Origin of the sequence: Pseudoalteromonas sp. SCSIO 43101 (genome assembly GCF_023650775.1) — a bacterium.
Lineage (GTDB): Bacteria > Pseudomonadota > Gammaproteobacteria > Enterobacterales > Alteromonadaceae > Pseudoalteromonas > Pseudoalteromonas apostichopi.
Genome location: NZ_CP072673.1, coordinates 474792 through 488603, shown reverse-complemented (window position 1 = coordinate 488603; position 13812 = coordinate 474792). Strand labels below are relative to the sequence as shown.

The 13812-nt window shown below is 40.0% G+C and carries 14 protein-coding genes; 3 read left to right on the top strand and 11 right to left on the bottom strand.

Annotation, left to right across the window (positions count from 1 at the left end; all coding sequences use genetic code 11):
- Positions 1-2: 2 nt before the first annotated feature.
- Entirely contained in the window at positions 3-668 is a 666-nt protein-coding gene (locus tag J8Z25_RS02380; RefSeq protein WP_130049787.1) for a phosphoglycolate phosphatase, read from the bottom strand.
- Positions 665-1351 (bottom strand): ribulose-phosphate 3-epimerase, encoded by a 687-nt coding sequence (gene rpe, locus J8Z25_RS02375; RefSeq protein WP_167658718.1) that lies wholly within the window; start codon positions 1349-1351, stop codon positions 665-667. Before rpe ends, J8Z25_RS02380 begins: the two co-directional genes overlap by 4 nt.
- A 333-nt stretch (positions 1352-1684) precedes the next feature.
- Here rpe and J8Z25_RS02370 point away from each other — a divergent pair, with 333 nt between their 5' ends.
- Together J8Z25_RS02370 and J8Z25_RS02365 are read left to right on the top strand one after the other, a co-directional pair.
- A complete protein-coding gene (locus tag J8Z25_RS02370) occupies positions 1685-1981 on the top strand; it encodes a hypothetical protein (protein ID WP_239978055.1) in 297 nt (98 codons plus the stop codon).
- Between the two features lie 5 nt (positions 1982-1986).
- Entirely contained in the window at positions 1987-2172 is a 186-nt protein-coding gene (locus J8Z25_RS02365) for a DUF2970 domain-containing protein (RefSeq protein WP_239978056.1), read from the top strand.
- Here J8Z25_RS02365 and J8Z25_RS02360 read toward each other — a convergent pair.
- The 9 genes from J8Z25_RS02360 to J8Z25_RS02320 all read right to left on the bottom strand — a co-directional run bounded on the left by J8Z25_RS02360 (position 2144) and on the right by J8Z25_RS02320 (position 11101).
- Entirely contained in the window at positions 2144-2986 is an 843-nt protein-coding gene (locus J8Z25_RS02360; protein ID WP_130049791.1) for a Dam family site-specific DNA-(adenine-N6)-methyltransferase, read from the bottom strand. The genes J8Z25_RS02365 and J8Z25_RS02360 overlap by 29 nt on opposite strands.
- 53 nt (positions 2987-3039) lie before the next feature.
- A complete protein-coding gene (locus tag J8Z25_RS02355) occupies positions 3040-4458 on the bottom strand; it encodes an AAA family ATPase (RefSeq protein WP_130049792.1) in 1419 nt (472 codons plus the stop codon).
- Positions 4458-5528 carry a 3-dehydroquinate synthase gene (gene aroB / locus J8Z25_RS02350; RefSeq protein ID WP_130049793.1) on the bottom strand — a complete coding sequence of 357 codons (1071 nt, stop codon included), beginning with the start codon at positions 5526-5528 and terminating at the stop codon, positions 4458-4460. Before aroB ends, J8Z25_RS02355 begins: the two co-directional genes overlap by 1 nt.
- Positions 5529-5555: 27 nt before the next feature.
- On the bottom strand, positions 5556-6074 hold the full coding sequence (aroK, locus tag J8Z25_RS02345; protein ID WP_036973192.1) for a shikimate kinase AroK: 519 nt from the start codon (positions 6072-6074) through the stop codon (positions 5556-5558).
- A 179-nt stretch (positions 6075-6253) separates the two neighbouring features.
- Entirely contained in the window at positions 6254-8347 is a 2094-nt protein-coding gene (locus J8Z25_RS02340; RefSeq protein WP_130049794.1) for a type IV pilus secretin PilQ, read from the bottom strand.
- The gene (locus J8Z25_RS02335; protein WP_130049795.1) at positions 8334-8870 is read right to left on the bottom strand and encodes a pilus assembly protein PilP; all 537 of its coding nucleotides are present in this window, start codon (positions 8868-8870) and stop codon (positions 8334-8336) included. The genes J8Z25_RS02340 and J8Z25_RS02335 overlap by 14 nt, the downstream gene beginning before the upstream one ends.
- Positions 8867-9472: a type IV pilus inner membrane component PilO gene (locus J8Z25_RS02330; protein ID WP_130049796.1), complete on the bottom strand. Its 606-nt coding sequence runs from the start codon at positions 9470-9472 to the stop codon at positions 8867-8869. Before J8Z25_RS02330 ends, J8Z25_RS02335 begins: the two co-directional genes overlap by 4 nt.
- On the bottom strand, positions 9462-10034 hold the full coding sequence (locus tag J8Z25_RS02325) for a PilN domain-containing protein (RefSeq protein ID WP_130049797.1): 573 nt from the start codon (positions 10032-10034) through the stop codon (positions 9462-9464). Before J8Z25_RS02325 ends, J8Z25_RS02330 begins: the two co-directional genes overlap by 11 nt.
- Positions 10022-11101: a pilus assembly protein PilM gene (locus J8Z25_RS02320; protein WP_130049798.1), complete on the bottom strand. Its 1080-nt coding sequence runs from the start codon at positions 11099-11101 to the stop codon at positions 10022-10024. Before J8Z25_RS02320 ends, J8Z25_RS02325 begins: the two co-directional genes overlap by 13 nt.
- 132 nt (positions 11102-11233) lie before the next feature.
- On the opposite strand from J8Z25_RS02320, the gene J8Z25_RS02315 reads away from it, so the two are divergent.
- Positions 11234-13744, top strand: coding sequence for a penicillin-binding protein 1A (locus J8Z25_RS02315; protein ID WP_250661609.1), 2511 nt, complete (start codon positions 11234-11236; stop codon positions 13742-13744).
- Positions 13745-13812: the final 68 nt, after the last annotated feature.

Below are 13812 nucleotides of genomic sequence, written 5' to 3'. Positions count from 1 at the left end.
TCTTACCTTTGAGTAAGAACGGGTATTATATCTAAGAAATTCTCGCAGAGGTACTCTGGATTGAAATCAGCAAGGTTTTCACCTTGGTTATAGCCATAACCGAGCGCGACAACGTCAACATTAGCAGCTTTTGCTGCCAAAATATCACTTTTTGAGTCGCCTATCATAACCGCTTTGGCTGGGCTGACATCGAGTTGCTGACAAGCAAATTGTAAAGCCTCAGGTGATGGTTTCTTTGCCATATCATCACCACACACAATCAATTGAAAATGACTGGTCAGTGAGAGTTTATCAAGTAGCTTCTCGGTAAAACGACGTGCTTTATTGGTGATCACCACTTTAGGAATACCAGCAAGTGCAGCAAGCCCTGTTTCTACATGTTGATAAAGCGCACTATAGTCACCCACAACTTGGTCATAGTGCTGATAAAACAAATTAATAGCTCGCTCAGTAAGAGCTTCATCTAAATGCTCACTGACTTGCATATCGCCACTCAAACCGCGTTTAACGAGCGTTTCTATACCATTACCTACCCAGCTTTCAACTAGCTTCTGTGTAACAACCGGAAATGCTAGGTCAGTTAGAGTCAGGTTCATCGCAATGTATAAATCATAAACACTATCAACTAAGGTGCCATCTAAATCGAAAAAAGCCGCATCGTATTTCATGACTCAACCTTTGCAAGTTCACTACGCATTGCATCAATGACCGCTTTGTAATCTGGTTGATTGAAAATCGCAGAACCAGATACAAACATATCAGCTCCTGCTTCTGCTATTTTAGCAATGTTATCAACACCCACACCACCATCAACTTCTAAACGAATATTGCGACCTGAATCATCAATAATTTTACGCGCTTGGCGAAGCTTTTCGAGAGTATGTGGAATAAAACTTTGCCCGCCAAAACCTGGGTTAACCGACATTAATAACACCACATCTACTTTATCAAGCACATGTTCAAGATAACTAAGACTCGTAGCTGGATTAAACACGAGTCCTGCTTGGCAGCCACTATCCTTTATTAGTTGTAAAGTACGGTCAATATGCTCACTCGCCTCTGGGTGGAAGCTAATAATAGATGCGCCTGCATCAGCAAAGTCGGGAATTAAGCGATCGACAGGCTTCACCATAAGGTGCACATCAATAGGAGCTGTGATGCCGTAATCGCGCAGTGCTTTACAAATCATTGGGCCAAAGGTTAAGTTTGGCACATAGTGGTTATCCATTACATCGAAATGTACAACGTCAGCCCCGCTTGCAATTACACGATCAACATCTTCACCTAAACGGGCGAAGTCAGCTGATAAAATAGAAGGGGCAATTAAATACTTTTGTAATGTTTCCAACATAAAAGATTCCATCATAATTTGCGACTGCAAGAAGAGCGCATAATGTAACCCAATCGACAGCTGATTAAAACACCACAGCTGACTGTTAAGAGGCTATTACTTAAGGCTAGTCCTTTTAGCTTATTGAATTAAAGTGAATTTAATCAAAAATTGAACAATAACTCTATTCAGCTACTTGCATTGACAACCCCAAATAAAACAAAAAATAAACATAAAATTTACTTTAAAGAACTAATTTTATTATATTTTTATTTAATTCAGCCTTAATTAAGTTTGTTATTTGAGCAATTATTATGTATGCTTGTCTAAATAACACAAACAAGGGTTATTCTCATGCGTGCTTTTAAAATAGGGATCTTAATCGCGTCCGCACTTACGGTTGCTACGTTTGTATCTTTTTCATCTGCCGATGAAGACGACTTTTTAGCAGCGGCGTCTAATTGCTCATGCAATACACTAAGCGCATCGTCATCTTCTGCTCAATGTATGAAAGCTGAACAAGAAACAGGATGGTTTTCTTGGTTAACTGGTGATAGCCGCAGCGCTCAATTCCATTATCTTGATTTACTTGAATTATTAACAAGTAGTGAAGAGTCAAAGAAAGTTAGCAGTTTAGGTTCTAAGTTCTAAATCGCATGAACAAATTCATTAGTGCATTGCAAAGTGTCTTCGCGGCATTTTTTGGTGTGCAATCAGAAGACAAACGTCAAGCTGACTTCAATGAGCATTCACTCAGTACTATCATCATCATCGCGCTCATCTTATTTAGCCTGTTTGTAGCAGCGATTTATTTCACCGTTTCTTTGGTGCTAAATACATAGCCATTAACTCATTCACTTTATTACGTGAACCGCCCTTCGGACTAATAGTTCGCTTCACCTGAATTTCATCAAGTGAAGCTTGGCTATAGATTTTACGAGTCCATACTGTATCGTGATTAGATATGAGCACTGGTGTGTTATTTTCGAATGCAGTTTGCTCAGCCAAATTAGCTAAGTTAGCCTGATCATCTAAATTGAAGCCACCTTTAGCGTAAGAAGTAAATGATGCAGTTTTACTCAAAGGCACATATGGTGGATCGCAATACACAACTGCATTATTAGGAATAAGCTTAAATACCTCGTCATAACCTAAACAAGTAAAGGTTGCTTGCTGCGCTTTTTCAGCAAAAAAGTGCATTTCTTTTTCAGGAAAATAAGGGCGCTTATATTTACCAAAAGGGACATTAAAAATACCTTTAAGGTTGTAGCGACACAAACCGTTATAGCCATGGCGATTCATGTATAAAAATAAAATTGCACGCTCATACACATCACTGCTTTGATTAAACTGAACACGATACTCATAATAGGCTTCAGGGTGGTTATTAAGCTCTACAAACAACTTCTTTGCATCGCTAATAAATTCATCAGGTGTTCGCTTTAGCTCAGTGTAAAGGTTGATCAGATCCGCATTGATATCGTTTAAAATATAATGCTTAAAGTCCGTATTAAGGAATACAGAGCCAGCACCAACGAAAGGTTCAACTAAGGTGTCAGCATCCATACTCGCTTGCTTCAAGCGGGTACGAATATCTTCAACTAGGCTGTATTTTCCACCTGCCCATTTAAGGAAGGCTCTGGTCTTTTGCTGCATCTGCTCTTAACTTCAATTCTGTGTTGCGCGATTTTACACTAATCAGTTTTAATTTACTGATTAAGTGAAGCGATTTCTTGTTTAATTTTACTTATTTTTTTATAAAATGGCTGATTTTTACGCACATTATCAGAAAGTGTTGTTACACCTTTCTTAGCTTCATTCAGTGTGGCATAACTGCCATAAGTTACAATCCACCAAGGCTTACCACTGCGTAGACTTCGGTATGTATTAACCTGCCCTAGCAAATCATTTTCACTAATAAATTTATCGCTAATCTCTGGTTTAGTAACCGCAAGTAATTGGATGACATAATGATCGTCTGGCTGAGTTAAATACCAAGCATTACCTTCAAGCGTTAGCTCAGATTCAGTAGTTTGCTCGAGCGCAGCTACTACCGGCTTAGTATTAGTATTTATCGCTGTCGCTATTTCCTCTGTGCTTTGCTGCTCGCTATCTTGTGCTGCATGTTGTTGCTCAGCAGGAAAAAGGCTATCGACAATCGCAGCAACATTATTGTCATGGATTTCGTTCTCATGACTTTCTTTTTCTGAAGTTTCTACTGGCGGTTGAGCAACTGGGGTGGTATTTACAGCATGTTCAGTAATGGCTTGCTCTGGTTTTGTTAGCTTATCTAACGCTTGTTCTGATACTCGCTCGTCACTTTCTACTTGCCTATTGACTATCGTCTCTGCGGGCAGCGCTGTTGCCACAGCGCTCACTGTATCTTGCTGATAATGCGCTTTCCACCACTCGGTCATATCCGCTTTATACAAAAAGCCAATAATTAACAACATTGTTGTGAGTAACAACAAAATTATATAAAGCAATTTGTAGCTTTTTTCTGGTACTCGAATGTCTGCGCTTTGTTGCTCAGGCTGCCATGCAAGTAATAAAGCTGGATTACCATGAGCCTCTTGTAAAAAGGTGCGAAAAACAGGATCTTCTTCAACCGGCAGGTTATCGAAAAACCAACGCATAAGCTGTTTGCTTTCGCTCAAATTCAGCGCTTCTAGATGAATTTCAACAGCTTGACTAAATTGCCCTACCGACTGGGATGCTATTAAAATGTATAGTGTGCTCGGGCTTTGCTTTGCTAAAATTTCTAGTTGCTGGATTAACTCTTCAGATAAATGACGCCCTCCATCAATCACCCATAAGCAATCACCACAAGGCTGTTGTTTATAAAGTTGATAGAAGTTTTCAGACAAACTCAAAGAGTGGTCTATCAGTGGGTTACTAAAGCTTTGTTCAAGCAGTTCGGTCATAAACTGCTGGTCGGTCATTTTTCCCGACAATTGAACAAACGCCTTGTTAAAGTCGAGGTATTTATCTGTAATAAAGGTTTCTAGTAAATAACTTTTGCCTAGCCCCGATGGACCAAGTAAGCAAATTAGGTTTTGCCCATATTCAAACTGCAGAGCGATTCGATCAACTAGCGCAGCACGGCTAGGCAATATTTGTGATTGCATTAGCGCGCTATTAAATCACAAACCTGCTGATCAGTAACATCACTTACCAGCGCACATTGACCAAATTGGGTTGGAAGAATAAAGCGAATAGTACCTTTCTTATTTTTCTTATCTTTACGCATATGTGTTAAAAATTGCTCACCAGTCATATCTCTTGGAATATCAACAGGTAAATCATACTCAGCAATCAATTTAACAATGCGTTCAACTTCAATAGCAGTTAAATCACCACGGGTTTGCGCTAAACGAGCTGCGAGCACCATACCTGCCGCAACGGCTTCGCCGTGTAACCAATTGCCATAACCCATTTGTGCTTCAATCGCGTGCCCAAAGGTGTGTCCTAAGTTTAGCAGTGCACGTAAGCCAGCTTCTTTTTCATCTTGTGCAACAATCAAAGCTTTAATTTCACAACAACGGTAAATCACATGCTGCAAAGTTTGCTCGTCAAGTGATTTAAGGTTGTTAATATTTTGCTCTAGGTAAGCAAATAATTCAGTGTCGTAAATGAGGCCGTACTTAATAACCTCAGCCATACCTGCAGCAAATTCACGCTCAGGCAAAGTATGCAGCGATTGAGTATCGATGAATACAGCTTGTGGTTGGTAAAACGCGCCAATCATGTTTTTACCAAGAGGATGATTTACTGCCGTTTTACCACCTACAGACGAATCAACTTGCGAAAGCAAAGTAGTTGGCACCTGAATAAAAGGCACACCACGTTGATAACATGCAGCAACAAAGCCGGTTAAGTCGCCAACAACACCACCACCTAAGGCAATAAGACAAGTATCGCGACCACAGTTATGTTCAAGTAAGAACGCCGAAATCTTTTCAAACCACTCAAGTGATTTGTATTGTTCGCCATCTGGGATGGTAAAAGATAACGGGTTAAGATCAGCCAACGACGTCATTACATCATCAAGATATAAAGGTGCAATGGTGTCGTTGGTGATAATGATAGGTCGACAATCGCCGATGTGCTCGCGTAGCCGACCAGTCTCTTTAAGAGCAGATTGACCAATATAAATAGGATAACTTCGCTCGTCCAAATTAACTGTTAATTCAAGCATAGCTAGTTCCCTTTTTATTATTGGTTTTTAAAAATCTAATTTCTCGATGATTTGATTAGCAACAACTTTCGCGCTTTGCTCATCAGTGCGGACAACAAAATCAGCAACTTCTTTGTATAACGGTTCGCGTTCTTCAGCTAAGCGTTCTAATACATCACGCGGTGCTTCTTCTGTTTGCAATAATGGGCGACGCTTGTCGCGCTGCGTGCGTGCAACTTGCTTTTCGATTGGTGTCTCTAGGTATACAACGATACCGCGAGCAGATAGCTTGTTACGCACTTCTTTACTGATCACAGAACCACCACCAGTAGCAAGCACAATACCTTGCATCTCTGTTAGGTCTGAAATTACAGTTTCTTCACGAAGTCGAAAGCCCTCTTCACCCTCAAGATCGAACACCCAAGCAATATCTGCTCCAGTGCGACGCTCGATCTCTTGATCTGAATCGAAAAATTCAAGGTGTAATTGATCAGCAATGTGACGACCAATTGTGCTTTTGCCAGCCCCCATAGGGCCCACTAGAAATATATTACGTTTCTCAGCCATATCTTTTTAGTACAAACGAACTCTAAAATTTGAAATAAAACCCCGCCTAACGACCTGGCCCCAAAATTAAGGAGGGGATTATCTCAGTAATTGCTTGGGTATTTCAAGTCAATTAGCATAAAAAGCCAGATAACGAGCAATTAAACATGCTAATTGCTCGTTGCTTAAGAAAAAATCACTTATTCAATTTGGATTTTTGGTGTTACAAAGATTAACAGCTCTTTTTTCTCGTTAAATTCACTCGTACTTTTAAACAACGCACCAAGGTATGGAATATCACCTAACAGAGGTACTTTCTTAGTTGAGTTAACGATTTGCTGTTGGAAGATACCACCAAGCACCACAGTTTGGCCATTTTCTACTAATACCTGCGTTTGGATCTCTTGGGTATTAATTGCCACAGCAGAACCTGTTGGTGTTTGCACTGTATCACCGCGGGTATCTTGTGTAATAACTAGGTCCAAAATGACCTTATTGTCAGGCGTGATATGTGGCGTTACTTCTAAGCTCAACACCGCTTTTTTGAAAGTTACCGTAGTTGCACCACTTGATGCTGCTTCAACGTACGGGATCTCTGTACCTTGCTCAATGCGAGCTTTTTGTTGGTTCGCCGTAGTAATACGTGGACTTGCGATAATCTCACCACGGTTTTCTTCTTCAAGAGCACTTAGCTCTAAATCTAATATTGTACCGTTGGCTAACTTAGCTATTTGTACACCAATGCTACCGGCAGGACTTGAAACAGGTAAGTTAACATTTAAGCGGTCAGAAATACTTGGAATATTATCGTAAGAGCCAGCACCAAACATACCACCGGCACCATCTAATGTGCCAGAAATAGCGCCATCACTACCTACATCGCTGATCCCCCAACGAACACCTAAGTCTTCTTGAACATTATCATTCACTGTCACCATACGTGATTCAATTACCACTTGTTTAACAGGAATATCTAAGGTTTCCACCATACGGCGCACGCTTTCGATGCTTTTGGCTGTATCTTTGATGAGTAAAGTATTGGTACGTTTATCAACAGAAACACTGCCTCGTGAAGAGATTATGCTATTGGTGTCTGTTTTTAAAAGATCAGCAAATTCTTCAGCTTTTGCATAGTTAAGGCGAATATATTCACTGTAAAGCGGCTCCAAGTCTTCAACTTGCTGCTTAGCTTGAAGCTCCTTTGCTTCACGAGCGGCTAACTCCTCTGCAGGAGCCACCATCAAGATAGTGCCATCCATACGCTTATCTAAGCCTTTAATCTTCAGCACCACATCAAGTGCCTGATCCCAAGGAACACCGCTTAAACGTAAAGTGATATTGCCTGTTACAGAGTCACTTGTGACAAGGTTAAATTCGTTATAACCAGCAATAATCTGTAATACAGAACGAATAGGAATATCTTGAAAATTAAGACTCATAGGGCGGCCTTGATATTCAATTCCACCATCAAGGTATGCGCGCTGAGTATCGTCTTTTTCAACTGTGAGGGTAAAGATGTTTTCAATTTGTTGGTGCGTAAACTTAAATGCCGCATTTGGTTCAACCTCAATGCGTGTTATGTTGCCTTCTTTGAAGGTTTCAATGTTGCTTACGACCGTTCCAAAATCAATCACATCTAATTGATATAATAAATCGTCTAAAATATCTGTGTGGTGAAACTCAGCAATGATTTTGCCACCGCTTTCATACACATTAATTGCCGCTTGCGTATTTTGTAAAAAGACTAATAGACGCGCTTCACCTTTTTCACCACGACGAAAATCAATCGACTGTACTGTGTTAATATAGTTATTAGAAGCGGTTAATCCATCCTTTGAGTCATCTGTTGTAATCGGATTGTCTGAAACATGCAAAGTAACAATGTTGTCTTTCGCTGTTGTTTTATAAATTTTTAATTTATCTAAGCTAACAATTACTTTTAAACCATCTTCGGTCATAGTGCTGGTTACATGCTGAATACCTGCTTGATTAACTGGTACATCACGTACTTCATTATCTACACCTACATTACTAAAAAGCATTTCGATACGAGCTGGCGAGTTATATACCTGGATTTTAGGTTCAAACGTAAGAGCTTCATCAAACACAAGTTGTAATTGTGTTTCGCCTTGCATTAATGGGTTATAACGAACGTCGTACAATAAAGGGGCAGCGATTGCCGTCTGAGCCACAATTAAGGCTAACGCAGCTAACACGCATTTATTTATGTGCTTTAACCAAGCCATTCCTTTATGCATTTTCTTTTCACCTTTCATATGATTAACCTGCACCATTTGTACTTGCCTCTGACATTTCTAGCTTGGTCAGGCGCTCTTTCCAGCAACCAGCCCCATCTGGGATTAATTCTAATAATTCAATATAATTGTCGTGCACTTGTTTTATTTCACCGTGATACAAGCCAATATAATTACCCACTGTCACTCGATAAAGCGTGTCATCAGTCGCTTTGATCAGTGCCCAAGTATTGTCAGCACGACCGATAGTCCCTTGCATAACTAAATTATCCAATGGGTATTTCTCAAGTGGTTGACGAACCCTATTAGGGTCTGGATGTAAGCAATTTTTAACTTGTACTAAATTGTTTTGGATTATTTCTGGCTTAGGTGCCACAAACGGGCTGCGTAACTTACCAGCACTATATTCAAAATGCTCAAATTTTGTGATTTCAGGTATCGGTTCAACTTTAGGCGTCGTACTCGCTTTTACTTGATCAATAAACTCTTTTTGTTCAGAAGTATCATCATTACAAGCAGTAAGCACAATAGCCATTGCAATAACTAAGGGAAGCTTCTTCATTTTTTAGTCCCCCCTTCATAACGATAAGTCTTTGCAACAACACTAAAAGTTAGTTCGCCATTACCGAGTGTTTGAATCGTAAAGTCATGTAAACTAACAATACGCGGTAACTGAGCAACTTTACCAACAAACTCACCAAATTCATGATACGTTCCTACCACTTCTATTTTAATTGGTAGTTCTGTATAAAACTCTTTTTCAATTTCTGGTAACCAGCCAATTTTCAAAAAAGTTAAGCCACTAGTTGTACCAACATAAGATAAATCATCTAGTAAACCAGGAGTCTCATTGGAGGTTGGTAAGCGTTTTAAGAGCTGCGAAAACTTATCTTCCATTTCAACCATTTGTTGACGATATATTTCCAAGTTACTCGCAATCGCATATTTTGCTTTGTATGTTTGGCGCAGTTCAGTTTCTTTAGCTACTGCACTGTGGTAGCTAGCAATTTCATCTGAAACTAATAAGCTATAGCTAAAATACAAAACAATTGCAGCCACAAACGCACAACATAGCGCTTTCACTGCTATGGGCCAATCGCCCATATTTTCAAGTTCTATTTCATTCCAATCTATTTCTGTTAGCGCTTTGATATCAAGGTTCATTACGTGCCTCACCTATCTGATCAAAAGGCTTAACATAAAAATCCATATTAAAGTCACTCAACAATCGCGACGTTTGCTCACCAGCTACAATGCCTTGCATAATCGGTCGTTCTAATAAGTAAGAACCTTGCACTTGGCGCAACATAGTCGATAAGCGATTATTGGATTCACTGCGACCGATAACATGAATGCGATTATCATGTCGCTCTAGTTTAGTTAAATAAACACCGGCAGGGACTATATTGGCCACTTCATCCATAATTTGTGTTCCCAAATTACGGTTACTTTGTAACTCTTCAATTAAGCGCATACGTTGTTGTAAGTTCTCTTTTTTCTTATCTAGCTCATTAATTTCACGAATACGTTGGTTTAATAATGCTATTTCAGTATTTAAGAAGTTGTTCTTTACATTCTGCCCTTCACGTAAGCCGCTGTAAAAAGAGCTTAATAAATACATACTCAAGAAGCTAACAACAACAACGCCGAACAAAATTGTAATGAACTTGTTCTGGGAATCTTTTCTTTGTTGTTCGCGCCATGGCAATAGATTTATATGTGGCATGATGAAAAGCTCCTTAAAGCCAATCCTGTAGCTATCGCAAACTGAGTGCGATGACGCTGTAACATATTACGGTCAACCTTCGGCGAAATTTCAAGATTTGCAAATGGTTCAGCAACAATGGTGTGGATTCCTAACTCTTCAATTAGCAACCTATCTAAGCCTTCAATCATGGCGGTTCCGCCAGTCAGCACAATGTAATCGACTTGATCTTTACCACTGGTAGTTAAGAACATTTGTACTGCACGCCTTACTTGTTGCAATAACGATGTCTGGAATGGCGCAAGAACTTCAAACGTGTAATTTGGTGGTAAGTCACCTGTTGTTTTACCTATTTCAGCTTCATCAAAGCTCTTGTTGTAATAAGCAACAATACTATTGGTATATTGGTCGCCACCGAAAACTTGGTCACGAGTGTAAATTGTTTCACCTTCCTGTACTACGCTGACAAGCATCAATACAGCACCAATATCAACCACGGCAACACACTTGTTGAAAGCATCACTAGGTAGTTGTTGGTAGTAAATATCCATTGTTCTACTTAGTGCATAACTTTCAACATCAACAACCGCAGCCTTTAAGTTTGCAGCTTCAAGTGCACCGACTCGCGCTTGCACACTTTCAGTACGAGCTGCAGAAAGAAGAACATTTACTTTACTTGGATCTGCTTCGTTGATTGCCAGCTTTTCGAAATCGATATTTACTTCATCAAGTGGATATGGAATTAAGCTATCTGCTTCAATGGCAATTTGTGACTCTAATTCAGCATCTGTTAATGATACATCCATAAAAATCACTTTCGTTATTACAGTTTGACCAGAAACAGCGACTGCTGCAGCTTGAACTGATTTAGGAATTTTTCTTTTTAATTTAGCGATAACATTGCCTATCGCTTCTATGTCTTGAATAGAACGCTCAGACATAGCGCCTTTTGGCATAGGTTCAATAGCTAACGCTTCAAGCCGCATACCTGCGTCTGTTTCTTGCAGCAACACTGCTTTTATACAGTGCGATCCGATGTCAATTCCTACCATCATAGATGAAGGCTTTTTAAATAGCTGACTTAGCATGTTTGCAACTTTGCCTTTGTTTTAATAATAAACAAGTTATAATTTTTATCTGAAAAAATATTATTCATTTTTTAATCAATATATACTAGCAGTCTCCGATTCTAATTGGGAGTCCATTTAGGGAAAATATAAGTGATTTTATTAAAGCGAACTTTACAATTTATTATCATTTGCTCATTCTTAGGGCTAATCACTTTAGTTGGTCTATACTATTACGTTAAACCTGACATTCCTAGCGTTCAGGTACTAAAAGACGTTCAATTACAAACACCTATGCAAGTATTCTCACGCGATGGTTTATTGATTAACCAATTCGGTGAAAAACGACGCATTCCCGTTACGATAGATCAAATCCCTCAACCATTAATCGATGCTATTTTAGCAACAGAGGATAATCGCTTTTACGAGCATATCGGTATCGATCCAATTGGTATTGTTCGTTCTGCCATTGTACTCATATCTACAGGTGAAAAGAAACAAGGCGCAAGTACGATAACTATGCAGCTTGCCCGTAACTTCTTCTTAACCCGAGAAAAAGCATACATCCGTAAAGTCAAAGAGATCTTCATCGCTTTACATATCGAAAGTATATTAACTAAAGACGAAATCCTCGAATTATATTTAAATAAAATTGAACTTGGTAACCGTGCTTTTGGTATTGGTGCTGCAGCACAAGTTTATTACGGTAAGGAATTAAATGAACTTACCTTGGCGCAAATGGCAATGATTGCAGGTTTACCTAAAGCACCTTCAGCACTAAATCCTATACGTAACCCTACCCGTGCTAAAAGCCGTCGTAATGTTGTTTTAGGACGTATGTTAACCGAAAAGTACATTACGCAAAGTGAATACGCAGAAGCCACTAAGGCACCTATTACTGCAAAATTCCACGGCGCAGAAATTGAAGTGTATGCACCATATATCTCTGAGATGGTGCGTGCTGATATGGTTGAACGTTATGGCCATGAGCGCGCTTATAATTCTGGTTTTAAGGTCTACGCTAGCGTTGACTCAAATATTCAGCAAGCAGCACAAGATGCCATTGTTGATAACCTACATGCTTACGACATGCGTCATGGCTACCGTGGTGCTACGGCACAGTTATGGGACAGTGAAAACGAGAGCCCACTTAGCCAAGAAGAAATCTTAAATAAACTAAAAGATGTTAAAGAATTTGGCCCGTTATTGGCTGGTGTTGTAACAAATGTCGCAGAGCAGTCAATCGATGTGCTTTTAAAAAGCGGCGAACAAGTTACTATTGAGTGGGATGGCTTAAAATGGGCACGTAAATATATTACGCGATACCGTCAAAGCTTCGCACCAAAAACCGCTGGTGAAATCCTAACGGCTGGAGCGCAAATTTGGCTGCGTAAAAATGCAGATGACAGCTATATATTAAGCCAAGTGCCCGAAGCTTCGAGCGCATTGGTTTCACTAGATCCACAAGATGGTCGTATTAAAGCGATTGTTGGTGGTTATAGTTTTGAGCAAAGCCAATACAATCGTGCAGTTCAAGCAAAACGCCAAGTAGGTTCAAACATTAAGCCGTTTATTTATTCAGCGGCATTTGAAAATGGATATACACTCGCTTCTATTCTGAATGATGCACCAATTAATCAGTGGGATAAAAGTCAAGGTGTCGCATGGCGCCCGAAAAACAGTCCTGCGGTTTATAATGGACCTATCCGTATTCGTAGAGCACTTGCCCAGTCGAAAAACGTAATTTCGGTACGCTTATTACGTGGTGTTGGTCTTGAGCGCACAGCCGATCATTTGCTTAAGTTTGGTTTTTTAAACAGTGATATTAACCGTAGTGAATCGCTGGCACTTGGCAGCGCCTCTATAACTCCTCTTGAACTTGCGAGGGGGATGAGTACTTTTGCTAATGGTGGGCACTTAATTACTCCATACTTTATTTCAGAAATTCAAGACTCTGCCGGAAATGTGTTATTTAAAACAGAGCCTGAACTTGCCTGTGATGAACCACAACAAGTCATTACCCCTGAATTTGCATCTCTGGATGATACTCAGATAAATATTCCAAATACTCAGGTTACTAGCGCCCCACGTTGTGCACCACGAATCATTTCAAAGCAAAATGCTTTCTTAATTTCACAAGCTATGCACAGTGCTATTTGGGGTGGCGGTAGCTGGACTCATAAAACGGGTTGGAGTGGTACAGGCTGGCGTGCACAAGCCCTTGGTCGTCGTGACCTAGCCGGTAAAACAGGTACCACCAATGACTCTGTTGATACTTGGTTCAGCGGCTTTAACCGCAATGTGATGACTTCGGTATGGGTTGGTTTTGATAACCCAGGTAAGGCCCTTGGCCGTTCGACCTATAATAATAACCTCGATAAATCGCAAATATCTGGTGCAGAATCAGGCGCTAAAACAGCGCAACCGGCATGGGTCGACTTTATGCGTGCAGCCCTTGATGGTATGCCAGAAGCACCTATTGAACTTCCTGAGGGGCTAGTATCGGTTCGTATCGACTTAGCGACGGGCCTTTTAAGCCATAAAAACGATTACACTAGTCGCTTTGAGTACTTTATTAAAGGCACTGCGCCAACCAAGTATGTACTTGATCAACCTACTGATGTGTTTGAAGAAAAGCTCAGCACAGAAGAAGAGCTGTTTTAAGCAATTTGTATAAGTAGTTGTGATAATAAAAAAGCGCCCAAAGGGCGCTTTTTGCTTAGCCATTTAAA